This window comes from Prevotella bivia DSM 20514 (genome assembly GCF_000262545.1).
Classification (GTDB): domain Bacteria; phylum Bacteroidota; class Bacteroidia; order Bacteroidales; family Bacteroidaceae; genus Prevotella; species Prevotella bivia.
On the sequence record NZ_JH660660.1, the window covers coordinates 430,727 to 452,725 of the forward strand.

Genomic DNA, 21,999 nt, shown 5'->3' on the forward strand with positions numbered 1-21,999 from the left:
AGAATATGAAAATATTAAATACTTTATTACTTGGGGTCTTAGCTACTGCAACTGTAAGCTCATGCTCTGATGATAAGTTTGAAGGTTTTTACGAAAACCCTGCAAAGACAACACAAGCCACTTGCGACCACCTTATGACGGGTGCGTTCTGGAATGGTAACGACTATACTTTTAATAAGTATTGGCGTATGTATACATGGGATAATATCTTTGGTAAGTACGCACAAACCATTGGTTATAAAAATAATACGGGGTCGGATTATTACTATAACGATGGTTATGTTAATGATAGATGGGCTAACTTTTATAAAATTTTGGCTCAGTATCGGCAATTGGAGAATAAGTATAATGCGCTTTCTGATGCCAATAAGGAAAATAATCGTATTTACAAGGACTTGACAGAGATCTTTGTTTACGATCATTTGGCTCAGATGTGCGACTTGTTTGGTGATGTTCCTTTTACAAAGGCTGGTATGATTGGTATAACTGGCGACCTTGCAGGTTCGCGTGCACCTTTCGATAACGATGAAGATCTATATAAAATGATGATCGAGAACCTTGGTACTATTTACAAGGATCTTGAACATTACAAGGCTAGTGGGACTGCTATGGTGAAAGCTACTTTGATAGCGCAAGATTTTATCAATAAGGGTAATATCGATAAGTGGTTAGCTTATGCTAACTCTTTGCGATTGCGTATGGCAGTGCAAGTATCGTTAAAGGGTAGTTTGACTGCCTTTGGTCAAGCTGCTGTTAAGGAGTGTATGGGTCGTACTTTAGTTACCGATGATGCTAAGGGAATAGAGGTAATATCAGATAAGGATGGCTTCAACTTCTGGGAGGATTTCCGCAATGGCTTCAAAGATATTAATAATGTAGCTTCTCAGCCTATGATAGATGCTATGACAAAGCTTGGTGAAGCCGATCAAGATCCTCGCTTAAAGGTTATGTATTCTGCTAATAAGGATGGCAAGTATATTGGAACCAATCGTTCTGAAAAAAATGCATTCCAAGAAGCTAATGGTAGCAAGTTTAATGGATTTGGTGAAAAAGAGTGGAAAGATAGATATTATGCAGCTCTTGATTCTGCTACTTACACCGATAACCAACTTATGGTAAGTCCTATCGTAACTGCTGCAGAAGTAGATTTCTTACAAGCAGAAGCAATCCAGAGGGGCTGGGCTCAAGGTAATGCGGAGCAAGCATTTGTCAACGGTATGGTTAATTCATCTAAGTTCTATTATCGTGAGAACAATATGTATGCATCTGCCAAGGGCAAGCATTATACATATCCTGGCGATGATGCAGTGAAGGCTTATGCCACCCGTCTATGGGCTAGCTATACGGATAAACTCGATGCTATTTTGACAATGAAGTGGGTTCATTTTGGTATTTTCCAAGCTACTCAAGCATGGACAAGCATCCGTCGTACAGGTTACCCAATGCTTACTTATCCTACAGATACCGATGCAAAGGATATCAAGGATTTGCCTAATCGTATTAAATACCCTAATTCAACAAAAGCAAGCAACAAACAAAACTATGACGCTGTTGTGGCAACACAAGGCGACAAGAGTGAGACTAAGTTGTTTTGGGCAAAATAAATAACGAAAAGAAAATAGGTAACATATAAGAGAAAAAAGAGGTGAAACATATTTCCTATAAGTATTGCTTCGCCTCTTTTCTTTATTAATAGATTTATAAAAAATTGGGTATAGGCTAATTTCACTTTAGCGTATTCAAAAAAGTTGAGACCTCTGCAAAACCTTCATTTATAGAAAAAATTTGGCTTATATGACAAAAATTTCCATTTAGTTGTGTTTAGAAGCATATTGCAACGTCTATATTGGTATAATTGATGCAGTAAAACGATTATTATCATCTATATTTGTGTCCAATTTTCTTTTATTTGAGAGTATTGGACACAATTATCCCTGGCGTTCGATATAAGTTGTAAGCAACAGCCTCCATAATATGCTGTGCATGTGTTTTGGCAAGTCCTACATATCTTGCCGTTCCTCCTCTAAACCATCTGTGTATGGAACCAAAAGTGCGTTCCACCCTGTACCTAATTTTACTGATAGCCATATTGATGCGTTTCTCTCTTTCTGTAATCTTATGCGCCCTTGTTCCTTTGTGCATAATGCGACTTTTTAGTTTCATTCGAGCAAGTACCTCCTTGTTTTCTGCCGAGTCATAACCCTTATCAGCATATACAAGAGTCTTTTTCGGAAGATTTGCTTTTTTCAGGGGCGTTTCCAAATGCTTGATGTCGCTCTCATTAGCTGCAGTAGTCTCCTCTGCAAGAACCAATCCATTTTCATCTGTAACTGAATGCCGTTTGTATCCAAAGTGGAGCCTTCTCATTTTCTTGATCCAGCGTGCCTCTCCGTCCACATTGGGCTTGAGTTTCTCCTTGAGCATAGCTTTCTCGGATTTTAACTTACCCGTTTCTTCATCCCTGTCCTCAACTATCTCATACTCCTTGCGACCACGTGGACGACGAGGACTATCGGTAATGCTGGCATCGACGATAGCCCCACGTTTGACAATAACACTATGTTGCTCCAGCTGACGGTTAATCTCATTCAGTACCATATCATAAAGGTCTGCCTCTACAAGTATGTTACGGAAACGACATACCGTCGTGCTATCAGGAGCAACATCTTCCAAACCCAGTCCTACAAAGCGGCTGAAAGACAAACAATCGCTAACCTGCTCCTCAACCTCACCATCACTAAGACCATACTAAGTACGGAGAAGTTCTATCTTGAACAGCACAAGACTATCATAGCTCGGACGACCTGTTGCCTTGTTACCTTTGGTGTAGGCGATTTCAATAATACCACGGATTGGATTCCAATCGATAATTTTATCTATCTGAGAAAAGAAGGTCTGCTTGACCCTACGCTAACCGACTAATAGGTCGGCAAAGTTGAGAGAGGAGAGTTGCTGTTTCATACTATAAAAGTACGAAAAAATAATGATATAAACAAATTTCTAAACTAAGAGTTTTACAGAGGTCTCGGACGTTGAAAGGCTTAGTTGCGGATTTGAGGTTTAGAAGGAAAGAATCGTAAAAAGTTTCCTTATCAAGAAGGAAACATGGCTCGTAACACCATTGTCTCAGCATCGCAAACATCTTTTAACCGGAAAGAAATCGACCTGTAATATAGCCATTGTACTTTTGCAAACGAAATCAGAAAGGTATTTTGATTGAGAAAATAAAAAGGTATTCAGTTATGAACACAAAAAGAGGAATTATTGGATTAGGATTGCTCGCTGCTGGTATCGCACCGATGTGGGCACAAGACATCAAGGGTGTTGTCATCGACCAAAAGTCGAAAGAGACACTCATCGGAGCGGTCATCACTGCCGTGCCTGGAAATGGAAGCAAGAATGCTACTCAAGAGAAGGATGGCATCAAGGCGGTGACTGACATCGACGGAAACTTCTCGCTCCAAAATCTCAAAGATGGTACTTATACCTTTTATATAAAATATGTAGGATACAAAACTCAAAAAATTGACGGGGTTCAATTGAAGGGCGGAAAGTGGATAGATGGAAAGGCTCTCGTTTCTTCGAAGGATACTTCCTCGAAGAATGATGCTTCGGAGAAAGCATTGCTAATCATCGCTTTGCAACCGGATGAACAGCAGCTGATGGAGGTGACCGTTACCGCAGTGGAAAGGCGTAATACGGATGCGGCAATGATACAGGTGGCCAAAAACAGTCCCGTCATCGTGAGCAATGTTTCGGCACAGGAAATATCTAGAACTCAGGATACGAATGCGGGTGAGGTGATACGCCGAGTGCCAGGCGTGAGCCTCATCGACGATAAATTCGTGATGGTTCGTGGTTTGTCGCAGCGTTATAACAATGTGTGGGTGAACGGAGGAGCAGTGCCTAGTTCAGAGGCTGATTCCAGGGCTTTCTCCTTCGACATTATCCCAAGTTCGCAGATTGACAACCTTACCATCGTGAAGTCGCCAACGGCTGAATATCCCGCTGATTACTCAGGCGGTTTCATCATCGTCAACACCAAGGAGATTCCGGCAGAAAACAGTTTCAACATCGCCGTGGGCGGAAACTGGAATACATCTTCTGCCTTCAAGGACTTTTCTTACTCAAAAGGTTCCGGAACCGATTTCCTAGGGTTCGACAATGGCCTGAGAAAACTGAATGGGGGCATCCATGCTGACTTGAATCCGCAGCTCGATGCCAACGGAAAACCGGTGGGCGATTATGCTACATCGCTCCTGGGCAACGGATTCAATAATGATTGGCTCATTAAGAACAAGAAGCCTTTGGGCGACTTGAAACTGGCGGCCAGCCTGAACCAGCGCTGGATGCTCGGCGGAAGAACACTCGGCATGCTCGCTGCCTTGAACTATACCAACGAATACCGCACCTACAAGAACATGGAGAACAACCTCTATGGCATCTATGATGCAGCAAACGACAAGCCGAATTATCTTCGTCACTCTGTTGACGACCAGTATAATAATAACGTGAGACTCGGAGCAATGCTCAACTTCACATTCCTTTCCAAGGACGGCAACCACAAGTATCAGCTCAAGAACATCTTCAACCAGTTGGCTACCAGCCGATATACCTGGCGTGATGGCGTGAGCGCCCAGTCGAACCTGGAGCGAAGCGCAGAGTATTACTACCGCAGTAGAACTACATATAACGGTCAGCTTACCGGCAAGCACACCTTCACTAGCGATGCCCTTGACTGGAGCATCGGGTATGCGTATGCCAACCGCCATTTGCCTGACCGTCGTAGATATCTCATCGACGATGCTCTGGAATCGGGCGTTTATGCCTTGAGCACCGGCAACGACATATCCCGCGAGTGGACTCAACTCGACGAACACATTCTCTCTCTTGGTGTAAATAACAAGCACCACTTCAAGTTTGGCAACTTTGAGCCAGACCTGAAGGTGGGTGCCTATGGAGAATATCGCAGCCGAGAATACCAGACCCGCAACTTCATCTACAACTGGAATGTTTCAGCTAATAACATACCATCCGACTTCCGCCACAGCCATATCCCTACTCTGCTCTCCAGCGAGGCGAACATGGGTTACGACAAGCTGTATCTTCTGGAGGAAAAGCAGATGCGCAATAACTACCGCGGACACAACACCTTAGGCGCAGGATACCTGGCGATGTCTCTCCCCTTTGGCAAACTCGGCATCCATGCCGGTGTCCGCTTCGAGCATAATGATATGGAGCTCATCTCCAATACCCGAGACTACGAGAAGAGTGAATCGAGCCGTCATTACAAGACCGATGATGTATTTCCATCTCTCAACACAACATATAAAATCAGCGACCAGCATCAGGTGCGACTGTCGTATGGCCGCAGTATTAACCGCCCAGAATTCCGTGAAGTATCGTCGTCGGTGTATTACGATTTCGACCTTGCCAGTAATGTGCAGGGAAACACTGAGTTAAAGAACTGTTATGTCGATAACCTCGACCTGCGATATGAGTGGTATCCATCCCGTGGAGAGCTCATTTCGCTGGCAGTCTTCTACAAGCACTTCGATTCTCCTATCGAGTGGACCTACACGGTGGCAGGTGGCACAGACCTGATTTATTCTTACAAGAATGCGAAGAGTGCCAACAATTACGGTGTGGAGCTGGATATCAGAAAGAATCTCGGTTTCATAGGATTGAAGGACTTCAGCTGGTCGTTTAATGGTGCCTTCATCAAGAGCAAGGTGCAGTTTGAAAAGGGTTCGAAAGAAGAAAACAGACCGATGCAGGGGCAGTCGCCATACCTTATCAACACTGGCATCTTCTATAAGAACGAGCCATTGAAGATGGATATCGCCCTGCTCTACAACCGCATAGGCAAGCGAATCATCGGTGTGGGCAGAAGCGAAGGAAACACAGGCGATGACTCCAATTCTCGAGTGCCCCACAGCTACGAGATGCCTCGCAACACCATCGACTTCTCGCTGGCAAAGAAATTCGGAGACCATCTGGAGTTGAAGCTCAATGTAAGAGATCTTCTTGCAGAAAAGATATATTACAAGCAGTTTGCTGATGTAACGTATAGCGACGGAAGCAAGAAGCAGGTGGAAGAGATTTCAAGATGCTACAAGCCGGGCAGAAACATCGGTTTGCAGGCAATCTATAAATTTTAGAGACTATCCGTAGAATTTTAAGAAAGATAATATTAGATGTTTATTTAATAAAACAGGAAACAATGATGAACAAGATGTATTTTTTAGGATGCATAGGCATCCTCGCAGCATCTGCCATGTTGAGCAGTTGCAGCAGTGACAATGACGATCCAACTCCTTCTCCAAACCCTGGATTAGAAGTAGTTTACAAGTGGACAACCGATGGCGGTTTGAAGGCTTGCGACCACATTCTCTTCGGAACAGATGATAAGGAAAACGCCAGCGGTACACAGATTGGCAACGGCGACCAGGAGTTCGTTTTCACAGGCAAGCAGACCTTAAAGAAAGGCACTTATCTCCTCAAGGGATGGGTATATATTGCAAATGGTGCTGAGCTTACCATCGAACCTGGAACTATCATCAAGGGCGACAAGCAGACCAAGGCGGCACTCATCGCAGAGCGTGGCGGCAAGCTCATCGCCAAGGGTACAGCCACAGAGCCTATCGTCTTTACATCTGAAGAGGCTGTCGGCAGCAGAAAGCCTGGCGACTGGGGTGGCATCATCCTCTGCGGTAAGGCTAAGAACAACCAGACTGAGCAGCAGATAGAGGGTGGTCCTCGTACCAAACATGGTGGCGCAGATGATGCTGATAACTCAGGAGCCTTGAGCTATGTACGCATCGAGTTTGCCGGTTATCCATTCCAGAAGGATAAGGAAATCAACGGTTTGACCTTCGGTTCAGTAGGTTCTGGCACACAGATAGACCACGTACAGGTATCTTATTCCAATGATGATTCCTTCGAGTGGTTTGGTGGTACTGTGAATTGCAAGTATCTCGTAGCCTACAAGGGTTGGGATGATGATTTCGATACCGATAACGGTTTCTCTGGCAAGGTACAGTATGGTCTTTCACTGCGTGACAGCAAGATAGCCGATACCTCTCAGAGTAACGGCTTCGAGAGCGATAACTGCGCTGATGGTGCTACCGTGGCCCCTCGTACCAAGGCTACCTTCTCTAACATCACCTTCGTAGGTCCTAAGGTATTGGATTCTAAGTTCCAGAACACCACAGATTATATCAATGCCGGAGCATACAATCCAAACAACGGTTCAGCCCTCGGCAAGTTCCAAGCTGCGATGCAGATTCGCCGTTCATCTAACCTCAACTGCATCAACTCGGTGGTCTTAGGCTGGCCTATCGGATTGATCATCGATGGTGAGAAGGGAAATACTGTGAAGGATGCCAAGGACAAGAAGTTCAAGTTACAGAATGTATATTTTGCAGGCATGGATGCCATTGGTACTGATGCCAACAAGATTTATGACGACTATCTCTATGATGCAGCCCAGAAGAAAGACATCGACAAGAATCAGAAGTCATACAGCAACACCTTCTTCTTCTCAGAGCCAAGTAACAAGTATTTTGACAGTTGGGCTTCATTGGTTGGCACAGATGGTTATACTCCTATCGCCGGCAGTCCGTTGCTTGGAGCCGCAAGTTTCGCTGGCTGGACAGGTTTCGACACAGTAACCTACATCGGAGCCTTCGATGGCAGCAACAACTGGATGAGCGGTTGGACCAACTTCGACCCTCAGAACACCAAGTACTAGAAAAAGATTAGTACCGGAATAAGAATTAGAATAGCTAATTTCTATTTTGACTATAAGGTTTTCTTTTATTGGGCATGGCGCAGTGATTTGCGCCATGCTTTTTTGTATATATTTAGACTTATAGCTCAAATTGCAGGATGTTTTTTTCGATGTTTTTTCGTTGAAGCAGATTACATATTGTACCTTTGGTTTGCAATTTGAAGCGTAGTGAAGCTCTGCTGGGGAGCAACTTCATAAGAGGAATAGAACTGCGCAGATTGACAAGTATGGGCAGGAGTTGCTATCAACGCAGCTCCTGCTTTTTCATACTTAGAGATTCTGCTAATGCCAAGAAAAACCCAGAAATGAACCGCTTGCGGTTCTCCATTGTTAGTCCACTGTGGTTGTTTAAGTTCTTCTTTAAGTCAGTGAATGTGCCTTCAATCTTGTTGTTTGTATTCGGCATACCCTTGCACTCTTCTCGCTGATATGTAAAGAGGTAAGGAAGGTAAAACTCTAGACTGTTCATCGCCGACCTTAAACGCTGATGTGTGTAGTGCATCTTTCCGTCCTTATGCAGGCTCTTGTGGCTTATAGTATTCTTCCATTTCACTTTCCAGTCCTGGTAACTTTGCACAAAATCAGACTCATTACTTCTATGAAGTTTACCCACTAAATATTTCAGTTCTCTACTAGATAACATCTTAGGATTCAGGGTAAGATAGCGTTTGACAATCTGCTTCATATGAAATTGGCACATTTGTATGTGATAGCTTGAGAAGGTTTTAAACAAACTCTGCTTCCCATCTATAATAATTCCCTCAATGGTATAGCCACGGCTCACGATGCTGCTCACTGCATCTTCATAGTCTTTTACGGTTTCGTTCTTCACAAAGGACATATACAAAGGGCAACCTGTAGCAGAATCAGGACCTAGCATAACACCAAAACCACGTCCCCAATAGGTAACGTCCAAATGAACAAAACCTCCTCCTGAAAGTGGGGGTTGCACCCATTCTCGCTTGATGTTATGTAGTCTACGCTTGACAGTTGCGATGCTAATACCAAATCGTAACGATAACTCGGATATAGTTTGTTTTTCTTGTTGATATACTCGCCATAATTCGTCCTCAGATACATTACTACCAGACCGAAACTGAGTATGACAATCTTTACACAAATACAGTTGTTTTCCATGACGCACTCCGTTTTTCACGGTGTGTTTACTCTTACATATTGGGCATTTTTTCTTGTTCATTATAACTTCGCTTTTTGGCTTTTCAAATACCAGCGAAGTTAGTGTTTATCGAACATTAAGCTATATTGCATCCTGCAAAATGAGCTATTGAACGATTTCAAAGGTCGAAATATCTCTGAAACGTTTGAATTGCTGAGAACACCAGTGGATATCGGTAGTTAAGGAGGATTCCATCCTGCAAAATGAGCTATAGGTCAATTTTTTTTCTATAAATGAAGGTTTTGCAGAAGTCTCAAGTTGATAGTTTTCTAGTATAAACTGAAAATATATAAGAACTAACTTGTAGGTTAAGAACAAAACAATTAATTTTGCCATAGCAGTAGAGAACTATCTTTACGCCAAGACATATCCTAGGAGGAGGGTATATAATATTTTGTAATAATATAATTTTCTAAAACCTATAAATAATGAAAACTTTTTTATTTTCGCATTTTAGTTTTTTAAAACGTTCAGCCCTATTATTAGGAAGCTTGTTCCTTGGGCAAGTATTATCAGCCCAAACATCCTCAACACTTGAACCACCCGCTCCTCACGACTCGGCTTACTATGCTCGTATGCAATGGTTTGATAATGCCAAACTTGGTATTTTCATTCATTGGGGTATCTATGCTGTCGATGGAGTTTCGGAGAGTTGGTCGTTCTTTAATAATAATGTCCCTTACGACAAGTATATGGCGCAATCAAAGGGCTTTACTGCGAGCAATTACAATCCTGCCGAATGGGCAGACTTAATCAAGGAGAGTGGTGCGCAATACACAGTAATTACAACTAAGCATCATGACGGTATGGCACTTTGGAACACAAAACAAAGTAAACTTAATGTGGTGAAACAAACACCAGCCAAGCGCGATCTTATTACCCCTTTTGCAGAGGAAGTGCGTAAACGTGGTATTCATTTGGGTACTTATTACTCACTTCTTGACTGGAGTCATCCTGATTATCCTAACCATACTAGAACGAGTGTGCGCTATGACATAAAGAAGGATCCTGCTCGTTGGCAGAAGTTCTGCAAGTTTAATATGGCAGAATTGAATGAGGTTAACACCAATTGGAAGCCTGATCTCATTTGGTTTGATGGTGATTGGGAGCAGACAGCAGAGACATGGAATGCTCCAAGCGTGATTAAGATGTTGCGTAAGACAAATCCTAATGTGATTATCAACTCTCGTATTCAGGGCTATGGCGACTATGCCACACCAGAGATCGGTGCGCCAGTGGTACGCCCAAAGGCTCGTTATTGGGAGTTATGTTATACTATCAACGACTCATGGGGTTATCAACAAGGTGATACCAACTTTAAGTCGAAACAGTTCTTGCTCACTACTTTTGTTGATTGTTTGAGTAAGGGCGGAAATCTTTTGCTCGATATTACACCAAAGGCTGATGGCACCATACCACAAGAAAATATAGATGTTTTGAAGGCTTTCGGTCGTTGGACGAAGAAACACGCTGAGGCTATTTATAATACTCGTGCTGGTGTGCCGGGCGATTATTTCATTGGTTACACTACAGTAAACCCACAAAAAACAACACTTTATCTCTATTTACCTTACAAACCAGTAGAAAAGGTAATGGTAAAGGGTATTGTGAACAATATTAAGGATATACGTGTAGTAGGTCAGACGGAAAAGCCTACTTATACCTTATATAATAAGTTGTCGTGGAGTGAGGTGCCGGGTGTTCTTTATATTGATGTGCCAGAACGTTTGCTAGATGAGAATATCACAGTATTGGCTCTCGATCTTGAAGGCGAACTAAAAGTATATCAAGGCGAAGGGCAGGTAGTAACAGCTAACTAACTATCCCTTATCGTCTTTATTCTCTCTTACTTTTTTAAATGAAAAAATCTCTTTTATACATAGCCTTCTTAGCTTTCCCGCTAGCTTTACTAGCGCAAAAGCAGGGTTTACGACAAAAATATAAAGCCTTTCTAACACCGCCCAAACGTTATGTGTGTTATCGAACATCGGAAAAGATAACCATTGATGGTAAAGGCGATGAGCAAAGTTGGCAGTTGGCTAAGTCTACGGAAAACTTTGAAGACATCTCTGGTGAGGGACATCCAAAGCCTTATTATCCCACAAATGCAAAGATGTTGTGGGATAATGATTATCTCTATGTATTAGGCAATATTACCGATCCCGACCTTGCGGCTCAACTGCAACAGCGCGATACCATAGTGTATCATGACAACGACTTTGAAATTTTTATCGATCCTACTGGTGATGGGCATAATTATTTCGAGATAGAAGTCAACCTGTTGGGAACAATTTTTGATCTTTCGCTAGAAAAACCTTATCGTGCGCCTTCTCGTGGCTTTATCCAATTTCAGTGGAATTGCCCAGGATTGCAATGCGCTATTCATCTTGATGGCACATTGAACAATCCAAACGACCGAGACAAAGGTTGGACTGTAGAGATGGCGATCCCACGTAAGGCAATAGCTGCCGAATTTGATAACTATCTAAAGGCTGGTAGGGTACTCCGCATAGGCTTCTCTCGTGTGGAGTGGCATCGTGATTATGATGTAAAAACAGGACTTTATTTAAAACGTAAAGACACAAAAGGTAAGACATTGCCAGAGGATAACTGGACGTGGGGAGCTACAGGAATGGTGGCTATGCACATGCCAGAACGTTGGGGGTATGTTTACCTTTCGTCAGTGGTAGTAGGAGAAGGTACAGACACTGTAAAGCTTCCTTATGATGAGAATATGTATCGTTTTATGTGGATGATATTCTATGCACAAGAAGAATATTTCGCTAAAAATCATCATTATGCGAAAAATTATGCAGCGCTAGGACTTACTATTACCGATCGTGAGTTGGCGGCAGGATATAAGTTTACGTTAGAAACTACCACTTATACTTATGAATTGTCAGCTCAGCGTGATGGTGTAAGCTATGTTATCAATCAAGATGGAAAGTTTTTCAAGCGACAATAACTAAAATAAATACAAAATGAAGATATTTAAACGCCTAGCAGCATCAGCACTTTGCTTGCTAGCAGTTATAACAGTTTCAGCTAAATCGTTTCCTATACTTGTATGGCAAGGATGGGAAGAGGATAAAACCACCGAGGCTTCTTTGCAAGAACAGTTTGCTACATGGAAGGCTCACGGTGTAACAGGTGTGTGTATGAACGTTGGCTTTAATGTGGAGCATGCACGTATCGCATCGGAGGTGGCTCATCGTAATGGACTAGAGTTTCATGCGTGGATGCCTTGTATGTTGCATAAAGGTTTACCATCGTCATGGTATGCCGTTAACCGTAAGGGCGAAAGAGCCGACTCGGTGCAGGCTTATGTACCTTATTATACATGCTTAGACCCTAATAATAAGGATGTTCAAGCTTATTTAATTGATAAGTATAAGCGAGTAGCTGCTTTGCCTAGTGTCGATTATGTGCAGCTCGATTACATTCGTTATCCCGATGTTATCCTTGCTAAAGGTCTGTGGTCGAAATATAACCTCGTGATGAACGAAGAATATCCCACGGCTGATTATTGCTATTGCGACGATTGTGTGGCTGAGTTTAAGGCAAAGACTGGTATTGATATCCGTTCTGTTCAAGATCCTTCTAAGGTGAAGGCATGGGCACAATTCCGTTGCGATGTTATCACAAACTTTGTGAATAAGCTCTGCGCCGAAGTTCATGCTATGGGTAAGAAAGTGAGTGCCGATGTGTTTCCAGGTCCTAAATCGCATGCTGTCTGGATGGTTCGTCAAGAGTGGAATAAGTGGAATGTAGATGCTTTCCTCCCAATGAATTACAACGACTTCTATCTAAAAGATGCGCATTGGCTCAAGACTATCACCAAAGAAGAAGTGAAAGCAGTAAAGGGAAAAGCTCCAATCTATAGTGGACTCTTCATCTGTAACGATTGGAGAAACAAGCATAAGGTGGTCGATCCAGAGGCTTCTGGCTTGCTTCCATCTGAAATAGACGAAGCCATTAAGGGTTGTGTAAAGGCTGGTGCTATGGGCATTTCGTTATTTACTTCCACTAGTATGACAGAGGAACATTGGCAGGCACTCAGTGATGCAATTAAGAAGTATGTGAAATAAAAAAAGAATGAAATATGAGTATTCAACCCTCTATAAATTGAACGATAAAAAGATTATTACAATGAGAAAACTCTTTATCTCTCTAGCACTTATTTCTCTCACGCTATCAGCTTCAGGACAGCGTGTTTTGGGCAATGATGCTAGCTATAAACAACAAGTATATACAGCTTTGGCACAGAAGCAAAAGGACTTGCCAAAGGGCGATCTTTTTGCCATTCTTAACAGAAAAGACCTAACAACAGAAGAACGTGATGCGCTTGCTTTCCTCTATGCCTATATGAATACGACAGATATAGTCGACCATTCAGGCGATTACTTTCTCAAGCAAGTACGCCTTGCCTTTCAAGTGAAGCAAGAAACTGCGTGGGGAAAACAAATCCCTGACCAGCTCTTCCGCCACTTTGTACTTCCTAACCGTGTGAACAATGAGGCGTTAGACGATAGCCGTGAGATATTTGTGAAAAATCTTTTACCTCGTATAAAGGGTATGAATGCCACCGATGCTATCCTTGAAGTAAACCACTGGTGCCACGAGCATGTTACTTATGCACCATCGGATAGCCGTACAAGCGCACCACTTGCAACTATGAAAAATGCACTTGGTAGATGTGGCGAAGAGAGTACTTTCACGGTAGCAGCGTTGCGCGCTGTGGGTATTCCTGCTCGTCAGGTATATACTCCTCGTTGGGCACACTCCGACGATAATCATGCATGGGTAGAGGCTTGGGCTGATGGCAAATGGCATTTCCTCGGGGCTTGTGAACCAGAAGCGATCTTAGATCTTGGCTGGTTTAATCTTCCTGCATCACGCGGACTATTGATGCACACCAATGTTTTTGGCGATTATAATGGTCCAGAACTAGTGATGAAACGCACAAAAAACTTCACAGAGATTAATGTTACGAGCAATTATGCTAAGACGGGCAAAGCAGAAATACGCGTGGTAGATAAGGAAGGTAATCCTGTGCCTGATGTAGATGTAGAGTTTAAGATCTACAATTATGCCGAGTTCTATACTGCTGCTCGCCGACATACTAATGCGCAAGGCATTACCGACTTTGAGGCTGGGCAAGGAAATGCTCTGTTCTATGCTTCAAAGAATGGTTATTATGGTTTCAATTTAGTATTTTTTGGCAATGAAAAGCAGGTGATAACCTTACAATTAAATCATAAAGTAGGTGATGAAGTTTCAGCTAAGTTCCATATAGTTCCTCCTGTAGGATCCGACTATCTTCCTCCTATAACCCTTGAACAAAAGGCTTTAAACGAATGTCGTTTCAAGCAAGAAGACTCTATTCGTATGGTTTATACGAATACCTTCCTGACGCGTCAGCGGGCAAACGAACTTGCTCTACAAAAGGGATACGACTCTACTACCATTGCTCCCCTCCTTGTTAAAGCGCGTGGCAACTATGATGAGATAGCTAAGTTTTTATCATTGGCAGCTAGTCAGCACAAGGAAAAGAAGGCTATAGCACTCTTGCAATCGCTTCGTGAGAAGGATTTGCACGATACCCCAGTGGAGATACTTATGGACCATCTTTACTATTCACCCAAGGATATAACTGATGCTAAAGTGCTTTGCCCTCGCGTAGGTATGGAAATGTTGTCGGCTTATCGCTATTACTTCCTAAAGAATTTGCCAAAGAAATTTCAAAAGGTATGGAAGCAAAATCCAAATACCTTTGTAGAGTGGGTGAAACAGAACATTGCTATGCGCAATGACTTGAATAGTGTGAACATTATAGCATCGCCAGTGGGAGTATGGAAGAGTGGTACAGCTACTACGATGGCACGTAAGGTGTTCTTTGTTACAGTGCTTCGTACACTCGGAGTGCCAGCATGGATGGACGAAGTGGATGAGCATATCTACTATGAACAAGCTGGAAAGCAGGTATTTGTCGATTTCGACAGTACAACACGCGAAATAAAGCGTGGCGATTTGCAAATGACTTACAAACCAATTGCTACCGTGCAAGATCCAGTTTATTATACCAACTTTAGCCTTTCACGCTTTAATGGCAAGGGCTTTAGCTTGCTGAATTATCCAGAAGATAATACTAGTACATGGAGTGCTTTGTTTAAAAATCCTCGTAAGGTAGAAGAAGGCTATTATGTATGTGTGGCTGGTAATCGTGCTGCTGATGGCAGCGTTGATGCTACTGTACGTTTCTTTAATGTGAAAGAAGGCGAAACTAATCAAGTTGTCCTTGAAGTACCTGAACTAACCGACCCATTAAAGGTATTGGGAAACATTGATCTGACGGCTTGTTATCATCGCGTAGGTAGTAAGCAACAAGAAACATTGCGCAGTAGTGTGGGTAACGATTACTATGTGGTGGGTATTCTTGAACCTAACAAAGAACCTACTAACCATGCTTTGAAAGATATAGAGCGCGTGAAAGAAAAGCTAGAACAATGGGGCAGACCTATGATTATGCTTTTCCAAAGCGAGGACGCATGGGCTAAATTTAAGGTGTCCGACTTCCCTAATCTACCAAAAAATATCATTTGGGGTATTCTCCCCGACACACAGAAGATCCCAACAGGTGCTTCTCTTCCAACGATCATACTTGGCAATACTCGTAGTGAAATCCTTTTCAAGGTAGATGGTTACACCATTGGTATGGGCGATCAGATTATGAAAGTGGTGCAAAGATTATAGAAAATATAAGCGTAGTGAACAGTGAATAATCAGATTATTTCTAGTCAAAATCAATGCTCATTACGCTAGCACTAAGCTATCGTTTTGTAAAAGCATTTAGGCTGAAATCATATTTTTTTATCGGACAGCAATAATATTATATATCCTTAATTCCGCAACACTATTATAAATTCAGTAATGAGAGGACGCGTAAACGCAACAAGGACGTTCAAGGGCTTAGTTGCGGATTTGAGGATCATGGTTCAAGATACCTACAAATGGGTATTGCAAATTTATTTTATATGCAGTACCTTTGCCGCCAACAAAAAAAATATTTCAATGGCAAGAAAACGAAAGAGAGACAAATCGCTTTGTAGAGAATTTATATGTAGATGCATCAACTTTAAGTTGGTGCATCTTTTTTTTGTGAATAATTTTGAATTTCATTCATTATTCAAGACTCCTCAAAAACCCAAAAAGCAAAACATGGAACGCCTATCAACACATTCTTTATGCCTGCTACGTATCTTTTACATACTATGCTTGCTCCACACCACAAGTTACAACGCCAACGCACAAACACATGGCACAACCATACTGCATGGATATGTTACCGATGAGCAGCGACATATTCCCTTGAGCGGTGCCAGTATTGAAATCATAGGGACGGAGAAACGTGCCATCAGTAACGAACAAGGTAGATATGTTCTGCCCATCAGCGAAGAAGGAAAGTTTACTCTACGGGTGTCTTACATCGGCTATAAAACAAAAAAGACCAATGTAGATTTATTTGTCAACAAACAAGACAGCATTTGCATCAACATAGGTCTACATGCAAACAGTAACACACTACAAGGTGTAACCATCTTGGGAAAAAATAAGATAAGACAACTAAAACTGTCGGCTTTGCCCGTATCGGTCATAGGCAAACGACAATTAGAGGGAACTGCCACGAATGTTAATGACGTACTGGCTCGCACCGTAGGGGTAACAGTACGCAACACAGGTGGCATGGGAAGTGCGTCACGCATATCAATACGAGGGCTGGAAGGCAAGCGCATGGGCATGTTTGTTGACGAAAGCCCCTTAGGAGGATTAAATAATTTTGTGGCACTCAATGACATTCCTACCTCAATGATAGAACGCATTGAGGTGTATAAAGGTATTGTGCCCTACAAGTTTGGTGGTTCTGCATTAGGTGGAGCCGTAAACGTAGTAACCAAAGAGTATCCTCCCCTTTATTTTGACGCATCGTACGAGATAAGCTCGTTCAACACTCACCAATTATCTACTGTTCTGAAACGTACCAACCGACGCACAGGACTGCAGTTTGGCATTGGTGGAGTGTACACCCATTCGGACAACGATTATGACATGGTTTTAGACCATTTGGATGGAAGAACCGTGAAGCGCACCCATGACAAATTTTCCAAAATAATAGGTGGTGCATCTGTCAAAGCTACCAAGTGGTGGTTTGACGAACTAAAGTGGGAACTGATATTTACCCACACCCGACAAGAGATACAAGGTATTGACCAATATATTCGTGAGGCATTCAATAAGTCCCAAAACCTCATAACCGCGCTGAAACTACAAAAAGAGAACTTTTTTGCACCGGGCTTAGACCTAACTTTTGAGACACTGCTCTCGTACGGACGATATGGCATGACAGACAAAGCCTTGTGCCGCTACGACTGGGATGGCAACCCCTTGCCTGCCGTATCGCCTTTTGGTGGTGAGCAAGGCAACCATCCAAGCGATGGCGATAACAAGTCGTATGATTGGAGCGGCAAGCTCAACCTAAATTATCTCATCAATGCACACCACAGCCTCAACCTCAATGTATGTGCCAACAATACGAATATGTTTCCCACCGACTCGCTTATGGATAAGGCTTTAGGATTCAATGCCAACTTTCATAGCAGAATGACATCCACAACCATAGGACTATCGTACGACTTGACACTTTTTAATGGCAGGTTTCAAAACGCATTCACGATAAAAGACTTTATATATAGTTCCGACTCACGGAGTATTTCCACTTACTCTATTAGTGAGCCAAAGCCCATCAGCAGCTCAAAAAACTTTGCGGGTTTTAGCAACGCCATGCGCTGGAAGTTCTCCGACGAACTGTTGGCCAAGGCGTCGTTCAACTCAGAAGTGCGCATACCATCTACCGAGGAGCTTATTGGTAACGGCTATTCCATATTACCTTCGCCAGCTCTAAAACCCGAGCGCACGACAGGATATAATATTGGCTTGCTCTATCACAAAGCATTAAAAGACGGTGGAATGATAGAAATGGAGTTGAACAGCTTTTACAACACTTTAGAAGACATGATACGCTTCACGCCCGACATGATACCTACCATGGCTCGATATAGGAACTTTGGCGAAGTGCAAACCATGGGAATAGAGTTAGAAGCCAAGGGAGACGTATTGCCCATGCTCTATCTATATGCCAACACCACATACCAAGACTTGCGTGACAAGCGAAAGATGGTTCCTGGCACAGTGGTGGAAAATCCCACCTACAACATGCGTATTCCAAATGTACCTTACTTCATGGCTAATGGAGGACTGGAATATCATCAGGAGAATATCTTTGGCGGTCAAGGACAGAATACCCGCATCATGGTTGACGCTTCATATATACACCAATATTACTACGATTTTGAGATGAGCAAATATCAAGAGCGCAAAATACCCACCTCCATAATAGTAGATGCTGCAATAGAACACACGCTACAGAACAGTACATGGAGCTTTACGCTAAAGGTTAAGAATATAGCCAACCGCCGTGTCGTATCCGATTTGAATTGTCCTTTGCCTGGGCGGTCTGTTGCTTTCAAAGTAAGATATTTATTAAAGTAAGACTTATAGTATCAATTCATCAATTATATCATTAAAACAAAAAAACGTATGAAAATCAAGTTGTTATTGTCAGCCATTGCTCTTTCCGTACTGGCTGCATCGTGTGGTAGCGACGACAACGCTACGCCCCAATCAAAGAAAAATACTGGTGCCAATGCCTTTCAAGGCATTGTTTTTGCAACAGGAGTTACCAACCCCGAAGGCAACAACGGCAGCGTGTACATACAAGCACTTGCCGACATGACACCTGGGAAGTACAACAACAAAAACGCCACACCCACAGGATTTGGTTCAACACCTATCATCACACCAAGTGGTAATCTATATTCCTTCCCCGATTATATGGGGAACTCCAAGGCAGAGATTACCCGATACAACATTGATGCGCAAGGCAACTTTGTACAAAAAGGCACACTGTCCATCCCTGCAGGAGCTGCTGCCAGCAATGTGGTAGAACTGAATGAAGAAAAGGCTTACGTTAGTTTTCAAGGTTTGGGAAAAATAATGGTATTTAATCCGCAAACTATGAAGAAACTGACAGAGATAGACCTTAACTCTTTAGCACACAAAGACACCAAGGTAGCCCCAGCTGCCATGATTATCCGAGACGGCATGCTGTTTGTTGGGCTTAATCAGTTTAATGCACAGTGGATGCCAACCTCCAACACCATAGAGCTTGCCATAATTGACACCAAGACAGACCAAATAAAAAAGCACATTACCAACACATCTTTAGGCATGAGTTTTGCAACACGCCCCATAGACGCAAATTCTATCTTCATGGATGAGAACAAAGACATATACATCAACTGCATTGGGGCTTTTGGTTTTATGCCTCAACTTCCTGGAGGTATTGCCCGCATCAAGAACGGAAGCGAAGAGATAGACCCCACATACTGCATTCGGTTCGACCAAACAGAAGTAAAGGGCTTATCTACCAAGAAGGGTGAGTTTGCCGCAACCATATTATACGGTGGTAAAGGCAAACTATACGCTTATCTAAACGCTTATGGTTTAGATCCTAACGCCATGAGCAATCCGTATCTATCAATGACCAACGTACCCGTGGAGATAGATTTATACCAAAAAAGTATTACCAAGATAGAGGGCATGGAGGTAGGCAATCCTCAAGGAACAGCCATTGGCAAACACAAAAATCTAATTGTATTTGGGAGTGCCAACAAAAAGGCAAATGGCTTTTACACCTACAATCCAGAAACAAAGGAAGTAAAAGGACCTGTATTGGAAGTAATGGGTAATCCGAGTTTCTTTTATAGTTTTGCTAAATAAAAAAAATAGAAGATTGAGTCTGTTCGACACTTCTGCTTCAGCCCCCAAAAAGAACAGACTCATACTTTTTCGCAGTATAAAATACGCTCAACATGCAGACACAAAAAGACGAAATCAAAGAACGAATCATCGCTGTTGCCCGACAAGAGTTTATTGCGAATGGAGTGAAAAACACATCTATGCAGCGCATTGCATCACTTTCGGGCATTGCGGTTGGCAACATATATCATTATTTCAAAAGCAAAGACCATTTGTTTAGGTGTGTCATACATCCCTTGCTCAAAGCCTTTGAAGCCTATCGACAAAATGCCAACCAGTCATCGTACGCTACATTAGATATTTTCAGATACGACTCGTATTTGGATGGAATGAAAGAATTGGTCACATCGTTAGTTGTTCCCTATCGTAATGAATTAAAACTTTTGCTGAACGAGGCTGCCAACACCTCACTTCATCATGCCATTGACAAGATGATAGAACAACAAAGTATTGACGGAATGAACTACATCAAACGAATGAAGCAGCAATATCCGTGCATTAACGACCAAATATCACCTCATTTTCTCCGTGTACTTTGCAATTTATGGAAAGAAGTAATCAAAGAAATTGTAATGCACGACAATCTGACACCCACTGAACAAGAAAACCTTATCCTCGATTACGTTAAATTTGACGTGGGCGGCTGGAAATACATGCTGAACATTCAAGACACTCTGGACTTAGAAACCGAAGACTAAACAACAATACCAAAAAAAACATAGAAGGAGTTCTATAAATTAGCTTTGTCAGATTTTAAGGCAGATAATATAAATTACCATGCGAATATTGTGAGTAAAATTTATCAACCCCTAATTCCGCAACACTATTATAAATTAAACTTTTTAAGTACCTGAACAACAAAAAGTTGCTTAGGATTTTGCCATGTCAGAATTTTCACTTATCTTAGTGTTACAAAAAAACAAGAGAATCCGACGATAGACATAGCGAAGATACAAATTAAATCTGAGAGACTCACTCCTTTTGAGGAATTATTTTTGGGTCATGGAGCAATTTGACTCCACACACATTATCATCTGTAATCGACTCAACCCTCGATCTAAGGTGTAGATCGTTCCATTTCATAGCACGTTTTCTCGCCACGGCAGAGCTTAAGTAAACTTAGCTCTGCTCATCTGGCTTAACGAAAATCTTCGTTTCCATCAGAAGGACACGCTGAAGAGGTTCTTTGAGAGATTTGAACAGAATGGGTTCACTATCAATCGCTTCAGAGCTGATTGTGGATTATGTTCCGAGCAAATCAATGGCATTGAGTTTGAATAGAACGCTATCCTTGTTGAGAAGTGGAAAGGTAAGGCATATCAACTTGTGATTCAAAGACAGAAACGGATGGATGGTGTGCAGGATTTTTGGGAAGGAGAATACACATACCGTTGTATCCTGACTAACGACTATGATTCTTCCGTAAGAGATTCAGTAATGAGAGGACGTGTAAACGCAATAAGGACGTTCAAGGGCTTAGTTGCGGATTTGAGGTATATGTAAAATATATTCACAAGACATCATTTTTTACGTTTGAAACGATGATATTTTACTCACTAAAAGGTGATCTTTTGCCGTGTAAAAGATCACCTTTTACGAAGCAAAAGGTTATGTTTTACTTTCGGATATATATAGTATTGACTTTCAAATACTTATGAAACACAAAAATAATAAACAACGTTTTTATAGGGCTTACGCAATGTAAAATGTTTATCATAACAAAAAACGACAACCTATATGGGTTATCGCTCTATCTTTTTATTGTTTGCCAAGCCTAAAAACAAGGCAAACGGTCTTAAAAATAATGTTCTGATGTGGCTTGTTAATCAAGGTTGATCTTTCTTGAAACAATTAAAATCTCTGCAACGACTGCTGCAACTGTGATAAGAATACCTACTAGAGTTACCATAATTTTCCTTTCTTCTTTTGTGTAAGATCCCTTTGATCTTACGGATTATTAAATTTTCATTCTGTTTTACGTATGCAAAGGTACGACGAAAAAAGGGTAATGTGTTTAAAAACGAAAGAAAAATTTATAATATCGAATATTTGTTGATACAAATCAATACCGTTATGATAAGTCAAGAAAAGGTGG

General features: G+C 42.0%; 11 protein-coding genes and 2 pseudogenes. 11 read left to right on the forward strand and 2 right to left on the reverse strand.

Annotated elements, in window-relative coordinates:
• Positions 1-5: 5 nt before the first annotated feature.
• Entirely contained in the window at positions 6-1,604 is a 1,599-nt protein-coding gene (locus PREBIDRAFT_RS04190; protein ID WP_004338512.1) for a SusD/RagB family nutrient-binding outer membrane lipoprotein, read from the forward strand.
• A 301-nt stretch (positions 1,605-1,905) separates the two neighbouring features.
• Here PREBIDRAFT_RS04190 and PREBIDRAFT_RS04195 read toward each other — a convergent pair.
• Positions 1,906-2,961, reverse strand: a pseudogene (locus PREBIDRAFT_RS04195) (IS5 family transposase).
• A 281-nt stretch (positions 2,962-3,242) separates the two neighbouring features.
• On the opposite strand from PREBIDRAFT_RS04195, the gene PREBIDRAFT_RS04200 reads away from it, so the two are divergent.
• Together PREBIDRAFT_RS04200 and PREBIDRAFT_RS04205 are read left to right on the forward strand one after the other, a co-directional pair.
• Positions 3,243-6,161: a TonB-dependent receptor gene (locus PREBIDRAFT_RS04200; protein ID WP_004338515.1), complete on the forward strand. Its 2,919-nt coding sequence runs from the start codon at positions 3,243-3,245 to the stop codon at positions 6,159-6,161.
• Positions 6,162-6,223: 62 nt separating this feature from the next.
• The gene (locus PREBIDRAFT_RS04205) at positions 6,224-7,753 is read left to right on the forward strand and encodes a hypothetical protein (RefSeq protein ID WP_004338516.1); all 1,530 of its coding nucleotides are present in this window, start codon (positions 6,224-6,226) and stop codon (positions 7,751-7,753) included.
• 283 nt (positions 7,754-8,036) lie between these two features.
• On the opposite strand, the gene PREBIDRAFT_RS04210 is transcribed toward PREBIDRAFT_RS04205, so the two are convergent.
• A complete protein-coding gene (locus tag PREBIDRAFT_RS04210; protein ID WP_004338517.1) occupies positions 8,037-8,990 on the reverse strand; it encodes an IS256 family transposase, variant Zn-binding type in 954 nt (317 codons plus the stop codon).
• A 407-nt stretch (positions 8,991-9,397) separates the two neighbouring features.
• Between PREBIDRAFT_RS04210 and PREBIDRAFT_RS04215 the strand changes: the two genes are divergently transcribed.
• From PREBIDRAFT_RS04215 to PREBIDRAFT_RS11695, 8 genes and pseudogenes are all read left to right on the forward strand, one after another.
• Positions 9,398-10,789 carry an alpha-L-fucosidase gene (locus PREBIDRAFT_RS04215; RefSeq protein WP_004338518.1) on the forward strand — a complete coding sequence of 464 codons (1,392 nt, stop codon included), beginning with the start codon at positions 9,398-9,400 and terminating at the stop codon, positions 10,787-10,789.
• 38 nt (positions 10,790-10,827) lie between these two features.
• Positions 10,828-11,934, forward strand: coding sequence for a carbohydrate-binding family 9-like protein (locus PREBIDRAFT_RS04220; RefSeq protein WP_004339306.1), 1,107 nt, complete (start codon positions 10,828-10,830; stop codon positions 11,932-11,934).
• A 16-nt stretch (positions 11,935-11,950) separates the two neighbouring features.
• Positions 11,951-13,057 carry a putative glycoside hydrolase gene (locus tag PREBIDRAFT_RS04225; RefSeq protein WP_004338521.1) on the forward strand — a complete coding sequence of 369 codons (1,107 nt, stop codon included), beginning with the start codon at positions 11,951-11,953 and terminating at the stop codon, positions 13,055-13,057.
• Positions 13,058-13,118: 61 nt separating this feature from the next.
• Positions 13,119-15,722, forward strand: a complete 2,604-nt coding sequence (locus tag PREBIDRAFT_RS04230; RefSeq protein WP_004338522.1) for a transglutaminase-like domain-containing protein — start codon at positions 13,119-13,121, stop codon at positions 15,720-15,722.
• A gap of 465 nt (positions 15,723-16,187) precedes the next feature.
• Entirely contained in the window at positions 16,188-18,575 is a 2,388-nt protein-coding gene (locus PREBIDRAFT_RS04235; RefSeq protein ID WP_004338523.1) for a TonB-dependent receptor, read from the forward strand.
• Positions 18,576-18,623: 48 nt separating this feature from the next.
• A complete protein-coding gene (locus PREBIDRAFT_RS04240) occupies positions 18,624-19,865 on the forward strand; it encodes a hypothetical protein (protein WP_004338524.1) in 1,242 nt (413 codons plus the stop codon).
• A 92-nt stretch (positions 19,866-19,957) separates the two neighbouring features.
• A complete protein-coding gene (locus PREBIDRAFT_RS04245; protein WP_004338525.1) occupies positions 19,958-20,602 on the forward strand; it encodes a TetR/AcrR family transcriptional regulator in 645 nt (214 codons plus the stop codon).
• A gap of 442 nt (positions 20,603-21,044) precedes the next feature.
• Positions 21,045-21,341: pseudogene (locus PREBIDRAFT_RS11695) on the forward strand (IS1380 family transposase); the annotation flags it as partial.
• Positions 21,342-21,999 lie beyond the last annotated feature (658 nt).

Excerpts from the sequence above, each read along its gene's own strand:
- PREBIDRAFT_RS04190 (WP_004338512.1), top strand. The coding sequence starts at position 6 with ATGAAAATATTAAATACTTTATTACTTGGGGTCTTAGCTACTGCAACT.
- PREBIDRAFT_RS04200 (WP_004338515.1), top strand. The coding sequence starts at position 3,243 with ATGAACACAAAAAGAGGAATTATTGGATTAGGATTGCTCGCTGCTGGT.
- PREBIDRAFT_RS04205 (WP_004338516.1), top strand. The coding sequence starts at position 6,224 with ATGATGAACAAGATGTATTTTTTAGGATGCATAGGCATCCTCGCAGCA.
- PREBIDRAFT_RS04210 (WP_004338517.1), bottom strand. The coding sequence starts at position 8,990 with ATGAACAAGAAAAAATGCCCAATATGTAAGAGTAAACACACCGTGAAA.
- PREBIDRAFT_RS04215 (WP_004338518.1), top strand. The coding sequence starts at position 9,398 with ATGAAAACTTTTTTATTTTCGCATTTTAGTTTTTTAAAACGTTCAGCC.
- PREBIDRAFT_RS04220 (WP_004339306.1), top strand. The coding sequence starts at position 10,828 with ATGAAAAAATCTCTTTTATACATAGCCTTCTTAGCTTTCCCGCTAGCT.
- PREBIDRAFT_RS04225 (WP_004338521.1), top strand. The coding sequence starts at position 11,951 with ATGAAGATATTTAAACGCCTAGCAGCATCAGCACTTTGCTTGCTAGCA.
- PREBIDRAFT_RS04230 (WP_004338522.1), top strand. The coding sequence starts at position 13,119 with ATGAGAAAACTCTTTATCTCTCTAGCACTTATTTCTCTCACGCTATCA.
- PREBIDRAFT_RS04235 (WP_004338523.1), top strand. The coding sequence starts at position 16,188 with ATGGAACGCCTATCAACACATTCTTTATGCCTGCTACGTATCTTTTAC.
- PREBIDRAFT_RS04240 (WP_004338524.1), top strand. The coding sequence starts at position 18,624 with ATGAAAATCAAGTTGTTATTGTCAGCCATTGCTCTTTCCGTACTGGCT.
- PREBIDRAFT_RS04245 (WP_004338525.1), top strand. The coding sequence starts at position 19,958 with ATGCAGACACAAAAAGACGAAATCAAAGAACGAATCATCGCTGTTGCC.